This is a genomic window from Paenibacillus sp. 01T424 (genome assembly GCF_056398745.1).
Genome location: NZ_JBFTPZ010000009.1, coordinates 1 through 20,712, shown reverse-complemented (window position 1 = coordinate 20,712; position 20,712 = coordinate 1). Strand labels below are relative to the sequence as shown.

Below are 20,712 nucleotides of genomic sequence, written 5' to 3'. Positions count from 1 at the left end.
AAAGCCAGGTTTATTGATAAATGAGTAAAGTTCAGTTAGCATGTTGGTGAAGGCTATTTTAGTATATGGGGGTACAATGGAATGAAACAAAATAAATATGATGATTCAACTTTCTTCTCACAATATAAGGAAATGGCTCGTTCCACCCATGGACTTGAAGCTGCGGGAGAGTGGCATGTATTCAAATCCTTACTGCCAGACTTAAGTGGTAAAAGCGTGCTTGATTTAGGCTGCGGCTTCGGATGGCATTGCCTCTATGCTCGTGAACAGCAAGCAAGCTCAGTCGTAGGTGTTGATATATCCGAGAACATGCTGCAAAAAGCTCGGGAGCAAACGAATGACACCGCCATTACCTACATACAAATGCCGATTGAAGATATCGCATTCTCAGATTCTCAATTTGATATCGTTATCAGCTCATTAGCTTTTCACTATATCGAATCCTTCGAGACCCTGTGCAAAAAGATACATGCTTGTCTAAAGCCGGGAGGCTCCTTCATTTTTTCAGTAGAGCACCCTATATTCACTTCCCGTGATGAACAAGATTGGCATTATGATGACCATGGAAACCGTCTGCACTGGCCAGTTGATCAATATCAGTCAGAAGGCTTACGCAAAACCTCCTTCCTAACCGATAATGTGATTAAATATCATCGCACCGTTTCAACCTATATGAACGACGTGATTAGCGCTGGCTTTGAGTTAAAAGCTATTAAGGAACCAATGCCTTCAGAGGAAATGATGAATAACCCGCTGATGTTTGATGAGAACCGCAGACCGATGTTCCTGATTATCTCAGCGCAAAAAGCTTCCAACTAGCATAGAAACTTCGCATCTATAATGCGACTCAATCGCCGATTGTTTCGATTCTTCGGTGTAATGGGCGCTTGAATTACGTTGGCTTCACCCTATCGAGCTCAGATGGTGTTGTATACACAATATTACGTTCAAACGTGTGGAAAATCGCCGCTGTATAAGCGGCACATTGTTGCTAACGAACTCAGACGGCGGAATTTGTGGCTTTTAAGACCAATTTCTTTTCTAACGAACTTAAACCACGTTATTTACACAAAATTACTTTCATCTGTGCGGAAAATCGCAAAATAAGCAGCGCTGAGTTCGTTAGATTGAAAAACAGGCAAATTTATCGCAAATAAGGTGTCTGGTGTTCGTTAGCCGATTGTAGAATTCAGAGTTCATCTTTGAATGATAATGGTTGGCTCTGAAGCATTCGTTTTGCAGATTGCGTCGTGTGGTTTGTGGTTTGCGGTTTGTGGTTTGTGGTTTGTGGTTTGTGGTTTGTGGTTTGTGGTTTGTGGTTTGTGGTTTGTGGTTTGCGGTTTGCGGAGGCAATTGTTCCATCGGCAACAAACCAATTAAAAGTAAAATGGCTGCCTAACGGCAGCCATTCGTATAATTAGGCCAACCAGAATCTTATGGTTGGCCTTTTTAATATAAAAGAGTGCAATTGCACACTTAGGCATTCGTTCATTTTCTATGCTAACCAGTGTGTTGGACGAGTAAGGGTCGGCGGAATTTTTGTATCTGCATTCCCTTTGGCAGCGTTAAGCTGAAACTGCGTGAGAAAGAGACTTTTTGAGAGGTTTGCACCACTGAGGTCAGCGTCTCGAAAATCAGCTCCGATAAGGTCAGCCGCTCTAAGATCGGAATCTCTGAGGTCCGCAGCAATCAGATAAGACCCTCTTAAATTTGCTCCGATAAGATCAGCACCTCTAAGCTTAGCTCCAATGAGGTCGGCGCCTCTTTCGTAGGTCTTCTTACGGCCTCGAGTGTTACTCTGCTTATTCGCACGAATGGCTTTCTCGCGTACAAGCTCACTTGCTTTAAGAAGCAGCTTGTTGATTTCCAAACGATGTGCTGACACATTCAATTCCACCAATGAATCCGGGCTCAGGCGAGTGAACCGTTCTGTTTCTTCGAGCATAAATCTAAGCTCATCGTGAATCGATTGTGTCGTTTCCAGTGCAAGCGCCTCGTTTAAATACCAAAGCAGCTCATGGATTTGCCGCATGACCCGGAATACCTCGAACATTTGCTCCGCGGTATCTGGTACCTGCCGCCAATCTTGTCCGTTATAGGTTACCTGTGAAACCTGTTGACCAGCTCCAAAACAATCGTAAACTGTACAACCTTTAAATCCCCGCTCCCTAAGACTTTGATGAATGCCACAGCGAAAGTTCGATTGCAAATTGCTGCAGGGCTGACCGGCGTCTTTATCGATCGCAAAATCTATAGAAGCTGTGAACGGCAATGAAACACAGCATAAACCAAAACAATTCTCGCAGTCAGCGTGCAGACTGCCTCTATCCCATTCAGGAATGGATTGTGAAAATTCGTGTATCACAGACAAAGCAAGACCTCCTAACCAATACTTGGTGCAGTTAAATGAACTTTTATCTATATAAACAGATTGTTTTTATCCCAGTTCTTATATCCTATTACTGTAAATTCCTTCAGTCAATACCGACAGCGGCGCATGTGCACGGAAAAAATCATTTAAACTAAACTTTACCAAATTATTTCAAGCTTCTTATCGAAAAGCTATATTCTCACATGAAAAAAGGATGCAGATCACGGTAACGTGTCTGCATCCCTTTCTATAAATCTATCCACTTATCATTTACCAGGCAAAAACTCCGTCGTAAATATCTCCTTGGCGTCGAACTTATTTTTGAGCAGCCCTAGATCAGCAAGCTGATTGATCAGCGTCGACCAACGTTCCTCTGTCATATAGCCAAATCCATGCTCAGCAGCATCCCCGCCATAAACAAACTCCTTCTGAGCTTGATCCTCAAAATCGATCGCATCAAGATCAATATTCGGATTAGCTGCATGAATAGCGGCATTCACTTCCTTAGAAGTATCCTTATATGACATCCAGCCCTCGGAGAAGGCAGCCACAAAATTTCCAACGGTCTCTTTATTTTTCTCCAAATACTCTTTTGTGACGAACAATACTACATTGTATGGATTATAACCAGATTCGGAAATAAGCAATGTTTTTGTTTTTACGCCTTCCTTCTCCATGAAGAACGGCTCTGAAGTTAGGAATGCTTGAGTGACCGATTCTGGATCAGCAAGAAAATTGACATGCTGGCCAGTGTAGGTCATTTCTTTTGCTCCGCTCAAATCATATTTGCTCTTCAAAAAGTCCCAATACGTAATGCCCGGCTGAATAAATACGGTTCTGCCATTGAGGTCCTCGAAGCTATTTACCTCTGTACTTTCTTGAAACATGAATGCTTGCGGACTGCCTTGAAGCGCCGCTGCTACGACAACCAAATCAATCCCCTGATTTTTAGCGATAACGATTTGATCCGCATGAGCAAGACCGAATTCCGCTTTTCCAGAAGCGACGATTTGCACAGCTGAAACCTGCGGGCCTCCCGGCTCTAACGTAACATCAAAACCATGCTTTTCAAAAATCCCCTGCTCCTTGGCCGCATATACACCGCCATGCTGTGCCTTCGGGAACCAGTTCAGAACAAGCTTTGCTTTCTTCGTTTCTACAGGAGCTTTGGGCGCTTCTGTAGCAGCCGTTTCTGCAGTTGGTGAATTCTCTGTTGTACTTGCCGGTGTGTTATTTCCAGACTTCCCTCCACATGCTGCGAACAAGACCATCATTAGCGTTAGCGATAAAGCAACTCCCCCGAATTTCATCCATTTTTTCATTTTGTCTCTCCTCCACTTTTTCTATTTATTTTCTTGTCTTCATCGCGGACTCATGCCATGAGCCCAGTACTCGCTTAGCGATCATGCTGACGATGAGATAGAAGCTGATGCCTAAAATAGCTGAAGCAATACCGCAAGCAAATAAAAAAGGTGTTTTCATCTGTACAGCAGCTATCGTAATGGCGTATCCGAGCCCGCCTTTGCCGCCCCCGATTCCTGCAACATACTCCCCTACAATGACTCCGACAATCGATAGGGTACACGATATTTTCAAACCAGCCATGATGTAAGGCATTGCAGCAGGAAGGCGAAGCTTCCACATTTTTTGCCACTTTGATGAATTGTAAAGCGTGAACAACTCATCCATATTGGAATCCACTGAATTTAATCCCATTAATGTATTGGAGACAACAGGGAAAAATCCGATTAAAAAGGAGATAACGACGATAGAATTGTAGCCGGCGCCAAACCAGATCACGACAAGCGGCGCTACAGCAACAACGGGAATGGTCTGAAGGATAATGGCGTATGGATAAATGCTTCGCTCCATAATGAGTGAACTGGCAAGTAAAATGGAGATGAAGATACCGATCACCGCGCTAAGCAAAAAGCCTACTACCGACTCCAAAACAGTAATGCGCACGGCTTCCCACAAAATAGACCAGTCCTCGATTGCTGCTTTCAACACATCCGTCGGTTTAGGGAAAATAAAAGGTTTCATGCCAAGCCAAGCAGGAATGAGCTGCCAGAGCGCCATTACAAGAACAAAGGCCACAATCGGTCCTAGATAATAATGTTTGAATGTATATCCAAAATTTCGGCTTGTTTTCTTCACAACAACTGGCGTCTCAAGCTTAGGCTGCAAGGTTTCAAATGATGAGATCGACATTAACCCAGCTCCTTCCGATGAGTGCCATGCTCCAAATAAGTTGAGGCCAGCTCAACATATTTACCGAAATCCCGCTCGGTTCGCATGCCAAGCGTCCTTGGATAAGGCAGCCGCACATTAATTAAAGCAGATAATTTCCCAGGACGTGCCGACATGACGGCAATCTTGGAGGATAGCAGAACCGCTTCAAACACATTGTGCGTCACGAACAAAACGGTCATTTTCTCACGTTCCCATATATCAAACAGCTCCATTTGGAGGGTTTGCCTTGTAATTTCATCAAGCGCTGCAAAGGGCTCATCCATGAGCAGAAGCTTTGGCTTCGCTGCTAAAGCGCGGGCAATGGAAACTCGCATTCTCATGCCGCCGGAAAGCTGCCTTGGATATGCTTTAAAATGGTCCTTTAAACCAACCATCTCCAGCACTTGTTTAGCCGCTTCTTTATTTTCTTTCATATTTCCACCTCTGAGCTCCAGAGGTAAAATGACATTGTCCAGCACAGTGCGCCACGGCAATAAATTAGCTTCTTGGAATACATAGGCAATATCGTTCGACTCACGGATCAGCTGCTTCGGTTCCTTGCCATTCACCAGCACACCACCAAAGGTTGCCTCCTCCAGCCCTGCTACCATTCGAAGCGCAGTAGACTTTCCACAACCAGACGGCCCTAGAAAGCTGATAAATTCTCCCTCTTTTATGGAGAAATGAACATCACTTAACGCGATGGTTCCAGTATTATATATTTTACTTACATGGTTAAAGGCTACGATTTCTTTCCCTGCCGCATCATTCACATCGTCTCCCCCTTTTTCGCTTAACAATCGTCAGATGATATTGGTTTTTATGTTAATTTATATGACATATTATCATTCGAAATACCTAGGAACAATAGCTAAGTTAGCTAAAATTGGGCGCACATTATTGTGCAATCCAAATAAAACTAACTTGAATGCGTTATATTCATGGTGATCATAAAGTCATTTATGTTAGAAAACCTAACTTAAACTGACCATTTTTATAAAATGCAAACAAAAAAAGTGATCATCCAAAAAAAATCAGATGATCACTTCTAAATAATTAGCAGCATGAACATGTTCACTATTTGCGTTGATTGTGGAGATGGACAAGCTTTCTTTTCCACTCCTCTTCCCGCTCGCGTTCCACAGAAAAGAGCTCTTTATTCATGACTGCTTTGGCATTATCATTGAATGTAAGTGGCGAACATTCAGCCAACGCACGAAAATAGGCAAACTAAAAAAGCCGAGCAGCAGTTAGATCCTGCACAGGCTCGACTTTTGATTGTGGTTAGTTAAAATTAATATCATTATTCCCAGCGGGTCAACACGATTGGACCTTCCTTCGTAATCGCCACGGTATGCTCAAATTGCGCCGCCCAGGCCCCATCTCTAGTCCGAGCCGTCCACCCATCCTGTGCTATATATACGTCAGCTCTTCCTGCTGTAAGTATCGGCTCTATCGTTATCACCATGCCTTCTTCAAGCAAAATCCCCTGACCAGGCAAGCCATGATGCATCACCTGAGGAAATTCATGCATGCTTCTGCCGATGCCATGACCAACAAAAGCTGTTACTACCTCAAAACCAGCTCTTTCCGCTCTTCTTTGAATCGCGTATCCGATGTCTCCCAGTCGATTGCCTAGCACTGCTTGCTTTATTCCATCTTTTAACGATTGCTCTGCTGCAAGGAGCAGCTTTTCTGTGGCCGTATTCGTCTTGCCAATCGCATAGGTCCATGCTGAATCAGCCTTCCATCCGTCCAATTCAGCCACCATATCAATCGTAACAATATCACCGGCTTCCAGCGGCTCAGAGTCTGGAAAGCCATGGCAAACAACCTCGTTAACGGAGGCACACGTAGCAAATGGATATCCTTTATAGCCTTTCTGCGCCGGAGTCGCCCCTCGATCCAGCATGAACCGCTCAACAAACCGGTCAATCTCCTGCGTGGTGACACCCGGCGCTATCCGTTTCGAGAGCGCTTTGTGACAGGCAGCGACAATACGGCCAGCTTTACGAATGCCCCGAATATGTTCCTTTGTCTTCAAATCCACTGCCATGTGTGTACGTACCTCCTTAAGGTTTTACGTAAGTAAAATCCACTTCGAAAGCATAGGCTCAGGTGTTACGATAGTAAAATCCACTTCGAAAGCATAAGCCTAGGTTTTACGATAGTAAAATCCACTTCGAAAGCATAGACCTAGGTTTTACGTTAGTAAAATCCACTTCGCAAACATATCCCGCCTATGACAACGAGTAGATTTGTCTATGTATAACTTATTCGAGAAAAGGGAGACACATGCCCATCAGATATGGCGAAATTATGATTTGAGGGGGGAAATATTCGTTGCACTATCGAGTGACCAAAAATAATCTGAGGTTAGTAGGATTGGTGGGAAATCCGCTTTTAGAAAAACCTAGCATCCTAAGTTTGTATGTCCTGTAAAAAAAAAAACAAAAAGACTTTGCATCCTGCCTATAGACAGTTTACAAAGCCGTATCCTTCATGATGAGTCTAGCTGACCGAGGAGTTGATTCTGCACAATTCATTTTCCACCAATGTCGTTAATTCATCTTCGTAGCCCCCGGTAATCCGGTACTTGCGAATATACTCTTTAACAAATTTACGCGGGTCCTTGGGTTGAAAAATTCTCGTGAGTTCTTTCAGGCTTTCCTTGACTTCATTCTGGCTATGCTTCGCCATGAAATCTCCTCCCCTTTACGTTGGATGGTCGTCCTAAACAGCATTATACGAGACCGCATGCGGCGATTACACCGCAAGAACCCCCACTCGGTGCAGGCAACTCCATGGCCAATGAGTCACAATGTTCGCATTTTTCTTACTATTATAACATTTAGGTTCAGAATATGAAAGTTAACAATTATTAATCTCTTGGCGCGGCTTTTTTGGATTTGGGCGGCTTCTTATGCTCAGAATCCCTTGCGGTTGTTATGCTAATTACGTTTGGAGGCGAGACATCAGCTGACTGGTGAGACGTAGATGAAAGCCGATCTTTACGAAACATTCTTAAATATGCGATCACGCCAATAATGGCGACCAAAATTCCGAATGCTAAAACCAATGTCGTTACCCAGCCCTGAACCATGTCCTCGCCTCCTTCCCATATTACTTTTATCGGTATATTACGCTTAATTATTAGCTCTGTTCCACTCGAACTATTTTTCCATAATTAGGTATTATTATATCGTACCAGAAGCAAGCAATCAACTTACGAAAATGTGAACTAAATGATCCGATACGCACCAATCCCGCAAACGAGCAGCTTGCCTGCGTCATCCTTTACCTGCGCTTGCAGCGTCAGTGTACGTTCCGTTCGGTGAACCAGCTCTGCTTCGCAAAGCAGCACGCCGCCCTTGGCGCTGGCGAGAAATTGTGTGTTCAAATTTGCTGTTACCGCGCTTTTCTCAGGTGCTGCTAGCATAACCACAAGCCCCATCGCATTATCCATCAGAGACATCAGCACTCCGCCGTGAACGATGTTTAGCAGATTAAGATGCCGCTCAGTTGCATCCAGGCAAATGGCCGCTTTACTTGCGTTTGCCTGCACGATTTCACAGCCAAGCAATCCCCAAAAGGTGGCTTGCGCACGTTCTGCGAGCCTTGTCAGATGACCGGCTTGATCTGCCTGTTGAACAAACCAATCCTCATCCATACCGCTCACTCTCCCTTCTTCTCCGCCTTTCTCGCCTTTTCAGCCTCCGCCTCCTCCTCCTGCAGTTTTCGACGAAGCACTTTTCCGACCATCGTTTTTGGAAGCGTTTCCCTAAAGGAATAGTGGTGTGGCACCTTATAGGAAGCGAGCCGCTCTCTGCACCAACGGTCAAGCTGACTGCTTGATACTTGCCAGCCCTCCTTAAACACAATAAAAGCTTTTACCGTTTCGCCTCTGTACTCATCCTTCACACCAATCACTGCCGCTTCCCTTACGGCCGGATGCTCGAACAGTACCTCCTCCACTTCACGAGGATAAATATTAAAGCCGCCAGCGATAATAACATCCTTAATTCGATCCATAATCGTAAAATAACCATCTTCATCCATCGTAGCAAGGTCGCCAGTATGGAGCCAACCATCCCGCAATACCTGATCCGTTTCAGCAGGCTTATTCCAATATCCTCGCATGACCTGCGGACCGCGAACAATTAATTCCCCAAGCTCGCCGATAGGCAGTCTCTCACCGCTCTCAGGATCAATCACTGCCGCATCCGTATCCGGAAAAGGAATGCCGATCGTGCCGATTTTGCGTTTCTCCCATACCGGATTGGCATGTGTGACGGGAGAAGATTCCGACAAGCCATAACCTTCAACAAGCCTTCCGCCAGTTAAAGCTTCGAACTTCTCCTGCACCTCTAGCGGCAATGCCGCTGATCCGCTTACACACACATTAATAGAAGAAAAATCAATTTTTGCCGCGGACTTATGATGGATGAGTGCGACATACATCGTTGGCGCGCCTGGAAAAATGGTAGGTTTCTGCTGATTAATCGTTTGCAGTACCGTCTCCACTTCAAAGCGCGGAAGTAATATAAGCGTTCCCGCACGCAGTACCGACATATTCATTAATACCGTTAATCCAAACACATGAAACAGTGGCAGTGCCGCTAAAAATCTCTCTTTAGCATCCTCCGCTTTATAGCACCAAGTAGATATTTGTATCGTATTGGCAACGAGATTGCGATGAGTCAGCATCACACCTTTTGGCGTTCCTGTTGTGCCGCCTGTATATTGTAGAGCCGCAAGATCAGATCCTTTTGCCGAATCAGGCAGGCTCATATCCGTATGCTTTGCTGCAAGCAGCTTCTTATAAGAAACGACACCAAAGCTGCCATATGGAATATCTGCACGAAAGCCCTCTTTTCGCTGCTTAAGAGGATAAAGTAAGTTTTTCGGAAACGGCRGCCCATCCTTAATCGATGTGATGATCGCATGCTTCAGCTGCGGCAGCGGGCCCGACTCCGGCTGCTTGCCTCGAACCCGAGACAAGCGTGCATAAAGCAGATCAACCGTAATGACAGCAACAGCTCCGCTATCTGCCAGCTGATGCTCAAGCTCCCGCTCCACATAAAGCGGATTCGTCTGAACGACGACGCCGCCTGCAAGCAGCACGCCATAAAAAGCAGCCACTGCCTGCGGGCAATTCGGCAGCATGATTGCCACCCGGTCTCCTTTGGCTATGCCAAGGGAAAGGAGACCATAAGCGAGATTAACCGCATTCTCATGCAGCTCGCGGTATGTTAATATTTTGCCAAGGAAATGCACGGCTGGATGATTTGGATGATGATTAGCCGCATTAATTAAAAACTGGACGATACTCTGATCGGGATAGTGCAGTGAAGGAGAAACCTCTTTCGGGTAATGTTGAAGCCATGGGCGCGCTTGCTCTTCAGATTGAGTGGACGGTTGCTCGGGCAAAGACGGATCTTCCGGTCTGAGCGAATCCATTCATGCTCTCCCCCTTCACACGACATAATGCTCACTGTTAATGACACGAGCGGCAATTGTTCGCTTCAAAGCAACCGTATCAGAGATAGGCGCGCGCATCAGCTTTTTGAGGACGGACAGCTGCATCTGCAGCCCGTCTCCCGTCTCTAGCGCAGCAAGTGCCAGCTTAGCTAGTGACTCAACCCGCTCCATCGCCTCCTGCACAAAAACTGTCGTCATCGCTAAAACATTTTCCGTCTTTTCCGAAGCGACTCCGCGGCTAGCCTTCCATATTTTTTGTGAGCGCAGCAGTGCGCTTTCCATGGCAAAGATGTTGATCATAAGATCAGCAAGAGAACACAGCACCTCTTGTTCCTGCTCCAGCCGCAGTCCCAGCTTCTGAACAGCAAGCCCGCCGATGGCGAGGAAGATTTTTTTCGCTTGACCTACGCGGAACGCTTCTTTGCTAAGCGGCTTTTCAAGAGGCGGAATCGGCATCGGCTGTAGCAGCTCTGCTTGCAATGAACGAGCTTTACGGAGCAGCGGGAGCTCGCCCTTTAACGCTTTTTTCATCAGCGTGCCAGGAATGAGCATCCGATTAATTTCATTCGTGCCTTCAAAAATCCGATTAATTCGCGAATCCCGATAAATTCTTTCCACCTTATACTCGCGAATATAGCCGTAGCCGCCGTGAATCTGCACCCCTTCATCCGCTACAAAATCAAGCGCCTCAGATGCAAAAACCTTTATAATCGAGCATTCAATGGCATATTCTCCGATTGCCTTAGCGACCGTCATGCCTTCAACTGCCGCCCCACCTTCTTCTGTCGTCCGCAGCATCGAATCGATCCAGCCCGCAGTTCGGTAAACCATGCTCTCAAGCACATAAGTACGAATGTTCATATCAGCCAGCTTGGCGCCTATTAACGGATAGGAGGAAATTGCCTTCCCAAATTGCTTCCGCGTATTGGCATAGGCCGATGCAAGCTCAATGGTCTCCTTCGACGAACCGAGGCAAGCTGCTCCAAGCTTAAAGCGTCCTATGTTCAAAATGTTAAATGCGATTTGATGCCCTTTTCCAACCTCCCCAAGCACGTTTTCAACCGGTACCGCCACATCTTCAAAAAATAAAGGGCGTGTTGAAGAACCCTTGATGCCCATCTTATGCTCCTCCGGTCCAATACTGAACCCCGGCATGCCTTTCTCTACAATAAATGCTGTAAAATACTCACCGTCTACCTTCGCATAAACGATAAATAAGTCAGCAAAACCTGCGTTTGTAATATAGAGCTTTGATCCATTAAGAACGTAGTACTTCCCATTTGGCGATAATCTTGCCGTCGTTTTCGCCCCTAGAGCGYCCGAGCCCGATGCTGGTTCAGTTAAGCAATAAGCAGCGATGCGCTCCCCCGTTGCAAGTGCCGGGAGATACGTTTCTTTTTGCTTTGGTGTTCCGAAAAAAACGATCGGCAGCGTGCCGATTCCCGTATGAGCGCCTACCGAAAGCGCAAACGAGGAGGATCTTGCCAACGTTTCTGCGAGCAGCGTCGTGCTTACCTTGTCGAGCCCCAGCCCGCCGTAAGCCTCCGGCACATCTGCGCCCAGCAGGCCAAGCTCGCCTGCTTTGCGCATCAGCTCTACGGTCAGATCATAATTTAAAGCTTCCAGCTCCGCATCGCGCGGCGTTATTTCCGCATCCATGAACTGCTGCGCCGCATCCGCCATCATTCGTTGCTCTTCCGTAAAATCCTCGGGCGTCACGACCGATTCCGGCACACTGTCTTCCACGACAAACCGACCGCCAAAACGTATCGTCTCCGTCATGCGCAGTTCTCCTTTCAGCCAACCGAATATTTTATTTCAGGATGCTGCCAAACTCCCTTATCCGCCTGCCGACCTTATTGGTCTGAGTTATACACTTCAATTACGCCTGCTGCTCCCATGCCTCCGCCAATACACATCGTGACAACGCCAATACCGCCGCCTCTGCGACCAARCTCATGAATAAGTGACACCGACAGCTTTGTTCCTGTACAACCAAGCGGATGTCCGAGTGCAATAGCCCCGCCGTTCACATTGACGATTTCAGGATTAATGCCAAGCTCCTTAATGATAGGGACGCACTGCGCCGCAAACGCTTCATTTAGCTCAAACAGATCGACCTGTTCAAGCGTAATTCCCGCTTTCTTAAGCGCTTTAGGCACGGCTTCAATGGGACCGATGCCCATAACCTCAGGAGCAACGCCAGCTACACTGAAACCGCGGAATACGGCGAGCGGACGATAGCCCAGCTCCTCCGCACGTGCCCTGCTCATCACAATTACCGCAGCTGCTCCATCGCTCATTTGGGAAGTATTGCCCGCTGTAACCGTACCTTCTCTTGCAAAAGAGGGCTTGAGCGGCGCCAACGTCTGAACCGTCGTCTCCGGCCGGACGCCTTCATCTGTATCGAAAGTGATCACTTTCGACCATGGACGGCCAGCATCGTTCACGCCGGAGCGGCTGGTCGTTATCGGCACGATCTCGGCTTGGAAGCGTCCTGCTTCAATAGCTGCTGCCGCCTTGCGATGGCTGGATGCTGCAAACGCATCCTGCTCCTCACGCGTCACCCCATACCGGCGGGCAACCTCTTCAGCCGTATGGCCCATCCCCATATAAACCTCTGGCATCGTATCGACAATCGCAGGATGCGGCGACAGCCTGAAGCCGGTCATCGGCACATGGCTCATGCTCTCCACTCCGCCAGCAGCAATAACGTCCGCATCGCCAAGCCTAATTCGCTCCGCTGCATAAGCGATTGCTTGAAGGCCTGATGCACAAAAGCGGTTAATCGTTACTGCTGGCGTCGTCACCGGCAATCCCGAATAAAGTGAGATCGTGCGCGCCATATTCAAGCCTTGTTCTCCTTCGGGCATTGCGCAGCCAATGATGACATCCTCTATAAGCTCGGGCAACAAGCCGGGCAGACTCTCAAGCGCACCTTGCAGCACAGCTCGCCCAAGATCCTCTGCCCTCGTCTCAGCAAGGCTCCCCTTTGATGCTTTGCCGACCGCCGTCCTCACCGCAGCAACGATAACGGCATCACGAGCGTGATCTTCAAACGGTGATGAAGCTGACATTTCACTCTCCCCCTTCGTTTTAGGCTAGTTGCGCAGCGGCTTGCCTGTCGCGAGCATATGGCTCATACGCTCCTGTGTCTTGCGCTCGCCGCATAGGCTGAGGAATGCTTCGCATTCCAAATCGAGCAAATATTGCTCGCTCACTTCAGCGCCTGGCTGAATGTCCCCGCCCGCGAGTACAGAACCAAGCTTGCCAGCGATAAGCGCGTCATGCTCACTAATATGGCCGCTAAGCTGCATCGCTTGCACCGCTACCTTAAGCACCGCTCTGCCTTCTCGTCCGGCAACGCGAATACGCTCCTCCGCTGGCGGCGAGTAGCCCGCCCGGTCCAGCTCCAGCACCGCCCGCTTCGCCTCGGCTATCCGTGCCTCCTGCCGCATAATGACCTTATCCTGCGGCCGCATCAATCCCAAACGGCGCACCTCGTAGCCGCTGGTTGATGATTTGGCCAGCGCAATCGTCTCAAACAGCGCATTCAAATGCGGCTGCAGGTCTCCGCCTGGCTTGCCGCCATTCGCAATAAAGGCCCGTTCAGCTGCCATCGCAGCCGCTTCCTTGCAGCCCCCGCCCGCAGGAATAAGGCCAACTCCCGTTTCCACCAATCCAAAGTATGTCTCTGGCGAATAAATAATGCGATCAGCAGGCAAGCATGCTTCTACTCCGCCGCCCAGCGTCATTCGGTGCGGAGCAGCTACGACAGGACGGTCAAGCCGCTTAAGCCCAAGCATACTGCTCTGGAAGAAACGAATAATATCCTCCACTTCATCCCATTCGCCGCTTTGCGCCTCCATTAATAGCAGCATCAGGTTTGCTCCTACACAGAAGTTTTTCCCCTCATTCGCTATCACAAGCCCGCGCCAATTTTGTGACACCTCCTCTGTGCTTTGCCGAATCGCCGATAAAATATCACCCCCGATGGCATTGTTAGGCGAATGGAATTCCAGCAGTACAACGTCATCGCCAATATCGATTAGACTAGCGCCTGAGGTGGACAATACCGTTTTTCCGGCAGCCTTTAATGCCGTTAAGGAAACCGAATCTGCTTCCTCTACCTCTCTCTTGTATGCTCCGCTTGCAGCATAAACCCGCTCTGTTCCCTCCACCTTATAGAAGCTTTCATGTCCGGCTTCCAGCCAAGCTGACACCCACTCTGGGATTGCATCGCCCTCCTTCTGCATTTGCTGCACCGATTTGCGAAGCCCTATCGCATCCCACAGCTCGAACGGTCCAAGCTCCCAGTTAAAGCCCCAGCGCATTGCGCGGTCGATATCCGAGATTGAATCCGCAATGACACCGATTTGTGCCGCTGCATAAAGCAGCGTTTTTTTGATAGTGGACCATGCAAATTTAGCGTAGCGGTTCTGCGGGTCTGTGCGAAGCAGCGCCTTCACTTTTGCCGCCGCACCCTTCGCAGCCTTAGACGCATCAATAACAGTTGAGTTGACTGACCGCTTAGGCCCATACTCGAGTGTATCCAGCTTAAGCGATTCAATCTCACTGCCCCCTTTCCCCTTCACCTTTCGGTAAAAGCCCGCACCCGTTTTCTCACCTAGCCGTCCCGATGCTGCAAGCTTCTCTAGCAGGGGCGGCCTCGCAAAAACCTTTTGCTCCGCTGGATCGCTGCTCCGCTCCCGCACATTATCCACGACATGCAGCAGCGTATCTAACCCAACCAAATCGAGCATACGCAGTGTCGCCGTCTTCGGCCTTCCCATCGCCGGACCGGTCAAGGCATCCGCTTCCTCTACCGTCAGCCCAAATGCCAGCGTATCCTCAAGCGTAACGAGCATGCCGTAAGTGCCAATTCGGTTCGCAATGAAGTTAGGCGTATCCTTCGCCAGTACGACCCCCTTGCCAAGCCGCTTCTCGCACACCTCCGTCAACAGCTGAATAACCTCGATAGTGGTGTCTTCTGTAGGCACGATCTCAACTAGCTTCATATACCGCGGCGGGTTGAAAAAATGGGTTACCGCAAAATGCTGCCGAAACTCCTTGCTTCTCCCCTCTGCCATGGACGCCGCCGATAATCCCGACGTATTCGTAGAAACGATGCTGCCTGGGCGGCGTGCGGATTCAACCTTTGCAAGCACATCACATTTAATGTCGAGCCGCTCCACAACCGCTTCTACAATCCAGTCTGCCTCGCCCAGCAGCTCTAGATGATCGGTCAAATTACCCGGCGTAATGCGTGATGACCAAGCTGGATCGTAGAGCTGCGCGGGTTGTGACTTGCCCATTTTTGCTATCGCCGCATTTGCGAGTCGATTGCGCACCTTGGCATCAGAGAGCGTAAGCCCCTGTCGTTCTTCCTCTGCCGTCAGCGAATGCGGAACAATGTCCAGCAGCGTCACTCGCATCCCCGCATTGGCCAAATGTGCAGCGATGCCGGCCCCCATTACGCCGGAGCCGATCACTGCGGCTCTGCGAATCGTGCTTGAGTTATTTTGCGATGCTTGTGTCGTCATAGCCTCCTCCTCCTTTTTGACAAACAGCGGCTTATTCGCCAAAAACACTTTCGGCAAGCAACTCCGCCACATCACGTGCGATTACCTTCTCATCCGCACCCAGCGCCTTTAAACCATCCTCCATCATCGTTAGGCAATAGGGGCAGGCAGAGCTGATGACYGATGGTTTCACTTCAAGTGCTTGAGCGGTTCGAGCATGGTTGATGCGAGTTCCAGAATGCTCCTCCATCCACATGAGACCGCCCCCCGCCCCGCAGCACATGCCGTTTGAGCCCGAGCGCTCCATCTCTTCAATCGATATGCCTGGAATGGAGCGAAGCAGGCTGCGCGGCGCTTCATACGTATCGTTGTAACGGCCGAGGTAACAAGAATCATGCACGGTTACTCGCTCCTCAATCTTATGCTCCGGCTTCAATAAACCTTCCTCAAGCAGGCGAGAGAGCATTTCGGTATGATGCTCCACGATGATGCTAGGGCTAAGACCGAAGTCAGGATATTCATTTTTGAACGTGTTATACGTATGTGGGCAAGCGGTCACGATCTGTGTTACGCCATATTTGTTAAGCGTTTCTATATTCTCGCGGCATAGCTCTTGGAAAAGCAGTTCATTGCCGATTCGTCTAGCTGTATCGCCAGAGCTTTTTTCCTCCAATCCCAGCGTAGCGAAGTTGATACCCGCATGATCCAGCAGCCTAACCACATCGTACAAAACACGGCGGCTCCGCATGTCATACGCGCCCATCGATCCCGCCCATAGCAGCACATCTGCTTTTTTGCCCTGCTTCTTGAGCTCCTGCATCGTCGGCACTTGAATGCCGGTTCTGCTCTCGCAATCGTTAATCCAAGCCGCCCGCTCGGCACGCGGCAAGCCCCATGGATTGCTTTGCCGCTCGATGTTTTGCAGCGCGCGCTGCCCATCAGACGGCAGCCTCCCTTCCATCAGCACCAAGTAACGGCGCATATCGATAATTTTGTCGACATGCTCATTGCCAACCGGGCATTGCTCCTCGCAATTCCGGCAGGTCGTACATGCCCACAGCTCCTCTTCGGTCAACACCTCGCCGATCAGCTCTACCTCCTCTGGCTTAGCACTCTCTTTTATATTCCATGCCCCAGCCTGCGCAGCCATGGTTGGCGCTATGTTTGTGCCCCATTCGGATTCAGCTTCCCAAGCAGGAAGCACCGCTCCCATCACATGGGCATGAGGCTCACGCGATTTCGAATGCAGCAGGCTGGCTGGAAGCCATGGTGACTTGGACGTTATGGCAGCGCCTTTTTCGGTCAAATGATCCCTCAGCTTCACAATAAGATGCATCGGCGAGAGCAGCTTGCCGGTGCTCGATGCCGGACAAACATTCGTACAGCGGCCGCATTCCACGCATGCATACAAATCTAGCATCTGTTTTTGCGAGAAATGCTCAACCTTCCCTGCACCAAAGGACTCCGCTTCCTCATCCTCTAGGTTAAGCGGCACAAGTCGGCCGGGAGGCGTGCTGCGTCTGAACCAAAGATTCACAGGCGCTGTCAATAAATGAAAATGCTTTGATTGCGGCACGTACACAAGAAAGCTAAGCAGAACCAGAAGATGCAGCCACCAAAACAATTCAAACCCTGCATGGGCTGCGGTGCTTTGCGGCTGTATACCTGCACTCTCAAGCATAGTGGCCAAGGGAGCGCTCACTGGTGCGAACTTCGCCTCAACGATGGCTTCAGTGGACCCATGCACCAAAGCATTCTGGCCCATGCGCTCTTCCGCAGCCAATCGCTCGAATGCTAATGAGAATAAAACAGTCAGCATCAACGAGCCAATAAACCACATAACGAGCGAAGGTTTCCACCCCCGCTTAAGCCGCGGGAGCCGTTCCCCATAACGCCGGAAAGCACCGTACAGCACAGCTGCAAAAACGAGCGTAACGGTCATCTCCTGCGTCAGCGAGAACCAATTATAATAGGGCAGCGGCAGCGGTACACCTTGGTTCAGCCCTTTCCAAACCAAGTCCGCCGCACCAAACTGAAGCACAATAAAGCCATAAAAATAAACCAAATGCATCACGCCGCTTCTCACATCGTTCAGCAGCTTACGATGGCCTAGCACTTGTGAGGCAAAGCCGGATTTACTGCCTGACTTGCGTCGATACCGCGAAAAAACCGCCGGCACCCCAAGCCTCATATACAAGATGCGCCGCTGTACAACCATTGCGAACATGGTAATAGCAAACAGCACAACCGCCGCGAATAATGCCCATCTTCCCCCTATCAACCATTGATCGACATTCCTAAGTGCCAAAAAAGATGGCATACGCCCCGCCTCCCTTATATGCCGGCTATAAAACCGAGCACCTACGCGCGCAGTAGTCGGACAAGTATTGAAGCGCTTACAAAAATAGCCGCGGTGCTCCATGTATATGAGCTTTAGGCCTTGAACATGCCGCACAGCGGGCAATTGCAGGGCGGTCTATTCAATTCCAAGACAGCATATCCTAGCACTGATGGACAGTGTCAACAAATTAGCGGTACAAGTGAGGGAGCTTCTATGCTGAAAATAGTTGTGCTTCTCAAGCAAACGTTCGATACCGAGGAAAAAATCATTGTAACACCTGCTGGCGTTGACGAAAGTGACGCCAAATTTGTAATCAATCCCTACGATGAATACGCACTCGAGGAAGCCATTCGCCAGCGGGAGCAGCTCGGCGGCGAGGTCATCGTGATCACCTGCGGTGCCGAACGCTCGCAAGAGGCGCTCCGAACCGCTTTGGCTATCGGAGCAGATGAAGCTATTCGGCTTGATAGCGCAGATTTGTCCGATGACAACTCAGCCGTCGCTGCTGCTCTTGCTGCCGTAATTAGGCCGCTCTCTCCTGACTTGCTGCTAGCCGGCTTGTTTGCAGTAGACAGCGGCGCTGGAAGCGTAGCTCTGCAAATTGCCGAGCTGCTGCACTTGCCTCATGCAGCTTCAGCTGTGAAGGTCACCATCTTAACTGCTGGGGAGCTTGGCTCCCTGCCTGCCGATGGACTTCTCAGCTCACCTACTGCTGGGAGCGCTGAGCGTTACGCATTAGTTGAGCGCGATGTTGAAGGAGATACCGAAACGGTATCGATTCCACTTCCTGCGCTCATTACCGCTCAGCAAGGACTAAACGAGCCGCGTTATCCGTCGCTGCCAGGCATTATGAAAGCGAAGCGCAAGCCGCTTCGCACAATAACGGCTGCTGAGCTGATCGCCAGTGGCGAGCTTTCACTTGAAAGCGTTTCGCCTCGCACGGCGCGCACGCAGCTGCTCCCGCCGCCTCCGCGCGCAGCGGGCAAACGGCTCCCCGGCGACCCGGCCGAGCAAGCCGCAGCTCTTGTGTCTCTGCTGCGAAAGGAAGCGAAGCTTCTTTGAGTTCGCGACTATTTTATAGTTGGGAGCTGTAAGGGGTAGTGGAGTTGGGCTGGGGGATGTTGGGATTGGAGCTGAGCTGATCGCTAGTGGTGAGATTTCACTTGAAAGTGTTGCGCCGCGAACCGTGCGCACGCAGATGCCCCCGCCGCCTCTTTGCGCTGCTGGAAAATGGCTCCCCGGGCGAGCCGGCAGAGCAAGCAGCGCAAGCAGAGCAAGCAGAGCAAGCAGAGCAAGCAGAGCAAGCAGAGCAAGCAGAGCAAGCAGAGCAAGCAGAGCAAGCAGAGCAAGCAGAGCAAGCAGAGCAAGCAGAGCAAGCAGAGCAAGCAGCAGCAATTGTCTCGCCACTGCGGGAGGAAGGGAAGCTTCTTTAGGACGTGACTTTTTATTATAGTTGGGACTGTTCAGGGGTAGTCGAGTTTGGCTGGGGGAGGTTGGGATTGGAGCTAAGCTGATCGCCAGTGGCGAGCTTTCACTAGAAGGCGAGTTTCGCCACGTACTGCGTGCACGCAGCTCCCCCCCCTCCACCTCCGTGCACTGCAGGCAAATGGCTTACCCGGCGAGCCAGCCCAGCAAGCAGCACTTGTCTCGCCCCTGCAGGAGCAAAGAAAGCTTCTATAGGAACATGACTTATTCAGTGTAGTTGGACTGTTCAGGGGTAGTGGAGATTGGCTGGGGGATTTAGCTAGTGGAGTAGGTAGTAAATTTGTGTTGAGGCATGTTGGTATTGGGCAGGTAGTAAATTTGTGTTAAGGCATGTTGGTATTGGGCAGGTAGTGGATTTGTGCTGAGGCATGTTGGTATTGGGCAGGTAGTGGATTTGTGCTGAGGCATGTTGGTATTGGGCAGGTAGTGGATTTGTGCTGAGGCATGTTGGTATTAGAGCAGAAATGATGCAGAGACATTTGACAAGAACTGAATAGTTACTGGTTACTAGACAATTTAGTTAGTTCTCTTGTTGATAGAGTGGCTCAAATCAAAAGCAGTGTTTGACCAACATTGGACTTTGGTAATTAATCAAACCTTCCCAATTAACGGACATCAGATGCCTTATTTGCTGTAAAACCTTCTATTTCTCGATCTAACGGACATAGGTTCCCTTATTTCATAAAATATCGAGCGTTTGGGTGCCATTTAGGGCAAATAACGGATCTCATGTCCGTTAAATTGTAATTTAGCCCTTAAATACAGAAATAACGGATCTCATGTCCGTTAGATAATAATTTATGCCCCTAAATTCAGAAATAACGGATCTCATGTCCGTTAGATAATAATTTATGCCCCTAAATTCAGAAATAACGGATCTCATGTCCGTTAGAAAAGTAACTTCACCCTAAAACCCAGAAGTAGCGGCTCTCATGTCCGTTAGAAAAGTAACTTCGCCCTAAAACCCAGAAATAACAGCTCTCATGTCCGTTAAGACGATACCTAAACAGGGCAATCACTGATTATAGAGTTGAACGTGTAAGAGCTAAGCTTATTCGTAAAAGCTGTGGAAGAGGAGCTGTATCCTATGTCCAAAACCATTCTCGTATTTGCAGAAAGCCGGAATGGCGCGCTGCGCCGAGGGCGGCGATGTACGCCTCGGGCGCAAAGGCGCGAAGGGCCGGATCGTCGGCGATATGCACGACGTCCGCGCCCCGCGCGATCAGTGCGGCGGCTTCATCCGCCGCACCGCCGAAGCAGGCAAGGACGGCGTGGACATG

The 20,712-nt window shown here is 49.4% G+C and carries 16 protein-coding genes and 1 pseudogene; 3 read left to right on the top strand and 14 right to left on the bottom strand.

The features are described 5' to 3' along the window. Window positions 1–81: 81 nt before the first annotated feature. Entirely contained in the window at window positions 82–819 is a 738-nt protein-coding gene (locus AC1DPK_RS09745; protein WP_477510154.1) for a class I SAM-dependent methyltransferase, read from the top strand. A gap of 676 nt (window positions 820–1,495) precedes the next feature. Here the strand turns inward: AC1DPK_RS09745 and AC1DPK_RS09740 are convergent. From AC1DPK_RS09740 to AC1DPK_RS09680, 13 genes are all read right to left on the bottom strand, one after another. Next, the gene (locus AC1DPK_RS09740; protein ID WP_477510153.1) at window positions 1,496–2,371 is read right to left on the bottom strand and encodes a pentapeptide repeat-containing protein; all 876 of its coding nucleotides are present in this window, start codon (window positions 2,369–2,371) and stop codon (window positions 1,496–1,498) included. A 266-nt stretch (window positions 2,372–2,637) separates the two neighbouring features. Continuing rightward, window positions 2,638–3,693 carry an ABC transporter substrate-binding protein gene (locus AC1DPK_RS09735; protein WP_477510152.1) on the bottom strand — a complete coding sequence of 352 codons (1,056 nt, stop codon included), beginning with the start codon at window positions 3,691–3,693 and terminating at the stop codon, window positions 2,638–2,640. 25 nt (window positions 3,694–3,718) lie between these two features. Further along, a complete protein-coding gene (locus AC1DPK_RS09730; RefSeq protein WP_076268378.1) occupies window positions 3,719–4,582 on the bottom strand; it encodes an ABC transporter permease in 864 nt (287 codons plus the stop codon). After that, window positions 4,582–5,376 carry an ABC transporter ATP-binding protein gene (locus AC1DPK_RS09725; protein WP_477510151.1) on the bottom strand — a complete coding sequence of 265 codons (795 nt, stop codon included), beginning with the start codon at window positions 5,374–5,376 and terminating at the stop codon, window positions 4,582–4,584. The genes AC1DPK_RS09730 and AC1DPK_RS09725 overlap by 1 nt, the downstream gene beginning before the upstream one ends. A 530-nt stretch (window positions 5,377–5,906) precedes the next feature. Beyond that, complete coding sequence (gene map, locus AC1DPK_RS09720; RefSeq protein WP_477510150.1) at window positions 5,907–6,659, bottom strand: type I methionyl aminopeptidase; 753 nt, start codon at window positions 6,657–6,659, stop codon at window positions 5,907–5,909. A 455-nt stretch (window positions 6,660–7,114) separates the two neighbouring features. Continuing rightward, complete coding sequence (locus tag AC1DPK_RS09715) at window positions 7,115–7,303, bottom strand: hypothetical protein (RefSeq protein WP_076268380.1); 189 nt, start codon at window positions 7,301–7,303, stop codon at window positions 7,115–7,117. A 181-nt stretch (window positions 7,304–7,484) separates the two neighbouring features. Next, window positions 7,485–7,706 (bottom strand): hypothetical protein, encoded by a 222-nt coding sequence (locus tag AC1DPK_RS09710; protein WP_076268381.1) that lies wholly within the window; start codon window positions 7,704–7,706, stop codon window positions 7,485–7,487. Window positions 7,707–7,844: 138 nt separating this feature from the next. Continuing rightward, window positions 7,845–8,273, bottom strand: a complete 429-nt coding sequence (locus tag AC1DPK_RS09705; protein WP_076268382.1) for a PaaI family thioesterase — start codon at window positions 8,271–8,273, stop codon at window positions 7,845–7,847. A 5-nt stretch (window positions 8,274–8,278) separates the two neighbouring features. Beyond that, entirely contained in the window at window positions 8,279–10,063 is a 1,785-nt protein-coding gene (locus AC1DPK_RS09700; protein ID WP_477510149.1) for a long-chain-fatty-acid--CoA ligase, read from the bottom strand. 15 nt (window positions 10,064–10,078) lie between these two features. After that, window positions 10,079–11,866, bottom strand: coding sequence for an acyl-CoA dehydrogenase family protein (locus AC1DPK_RS09695; RefSeq protein WP_477510148.1), 1,788 nt, complete (start codon window positions 11,864–11,866; stop codon window positions 10,079–10,081). A gap of 74 nt (window positions 11,867–11,940) precedes the next feature. Further along, a complete protein-coding gene (locus AC1DPK_RS09690) occupies window positions 11,941–13,161 on the bottom strand; it encodes an acetyl-CoA C-acyltransferase (RefSeq protein ID WP_477510147.1) in 1,221 nt (406 codons plus the stop codon). Between the two features lie 24 nt (window positions 13,162–13,185). Continuing rightward, window positions 13,186–15,627 (bottom strand): 3-hydroxyacyl-CoA dehydrogenase/enoyl-CoA hydratase family protein, encoded by a 2,442-nt coding sequence (locus tag AC1DPK_RS09685; RefSeq protein ID WP_477510146.1) that lies wholly within the window; start codon window positions 15,625–15,627, stop codon window positions 13,186–13,188. Window positions 15,628–15,658: 31 nt separating this feature from the next. Beyond that, window positions 15,659–17,926 (bottom strand): (Fe-S)-binding protein, encoded by a 2,268-nt coding sequence (locus AC1DPK_RS09680; RefSeq protein ID WP_477510145.1) that lies wholly within the window; start codon window positions 17,924–17,926, stop codon window positions 15,659–15,661. Between the two features lie 237 nt (window positions 17,927–18,163). On the opposite strand from AC1DPK_RS09680, the gene AC1DPK_RS09675 reads away from it, so the two are divergent. Together AC1DPK_RS09675 and AC1DPK_RS09670 are read left to right on the top strand one after the other, a co-directional pair. After that, window positions 18,164–19,009, top strand: a complete 846-nt coding sequence (locus AC1DPK_RS09675; protein WP_477510227.1) for an electron transfer flavoprotein subunit beta/FixA family protein — start codon at window positions 18,164–18,166, stop codon at window positions 19,007–19,009. A 101-nt stretch (window positions 19,010–19,110) separates the two neighbouring features. Then, window positions 19,111–19,380, top strand: a complete 270-nt coding sequence (locus tag AC1DPK_RS09670) for a hypothetical protein (protein WP_477510144.1) — start codon at window positions 19,111–19,113, stop codon at window positions 19,378–19,380. 1,137 nt (window positions 19,381–20,517) lie between these two features. Here AC1DPK_RS09670 and AC1DPK_RS09665 read toward each other — a convergent pair. Beyond that, a pseudogene (locus AC1DPK_RS09665) lies at window positions 20,518–20,712 on the bottom strand (hypothetical protein); the annotation flags it as partial.

Bases quoted from the DNA above. Each gene is read 5' to 3' on its own strand.
- AC1DPK_RS09730 (WP_076268378.1), bottom strand. From the start codon at position 4,582: ATGTCGATCTCATCATTTGAAACCTTGCAGCCTAAGCTTGAGACGCCA.
- AC1DPK_RS09735 (WP_477510152.1), bottom strand. From the start codon at position 3,693: ATGAAAAAATGGATGAAATTCGGGGGAGTTGCTTTATCGCTAACGCTA.
- AC1DPK_RS09710 (WP_076268381.1), bottom strand. From the start codon at position 7,706: ATGGTTCAGGGCTGGGTAACGACATTGGTTTTAGCATTCGGAATTTTG.
- map (WP_477510150.1), bottom strand. From the start codon at position 6,659: ATGGCAGTGGATTTGAAGACAAAGGAACATATTCGGGGCATTCGTAAA.
- AC1DPK_RS09685 (WP_477510146.1), bottom strand. From the start codon at position 15,627: ATGACGACACAAGCATCGCAAAATAACTCAAGCACGATTCGCAGAGCC.
- AC1DPK_RS09745 (WP_477510154.1), top strand. From the start codon at position 82: ATGAAACAAAATAAATATGATGATTCAACTTTCTTCTCACAATATAAG.
- AC1DPK_RS09715 (WP_076268380.1), bottom strand. From the start codon at position 7,303: ATGGCGAAGCATAGCCAGAATGAAGTCAAGGAAAGCCTGAAAGAACTC.
- AC1DPK_RS09705 (WP_076268382.1), bottom strand. From the start codon at position 8,273: ATGGATGAGGATTGGTTTGTTCAACAGGCAGATCAAGCCGGTCATCTG.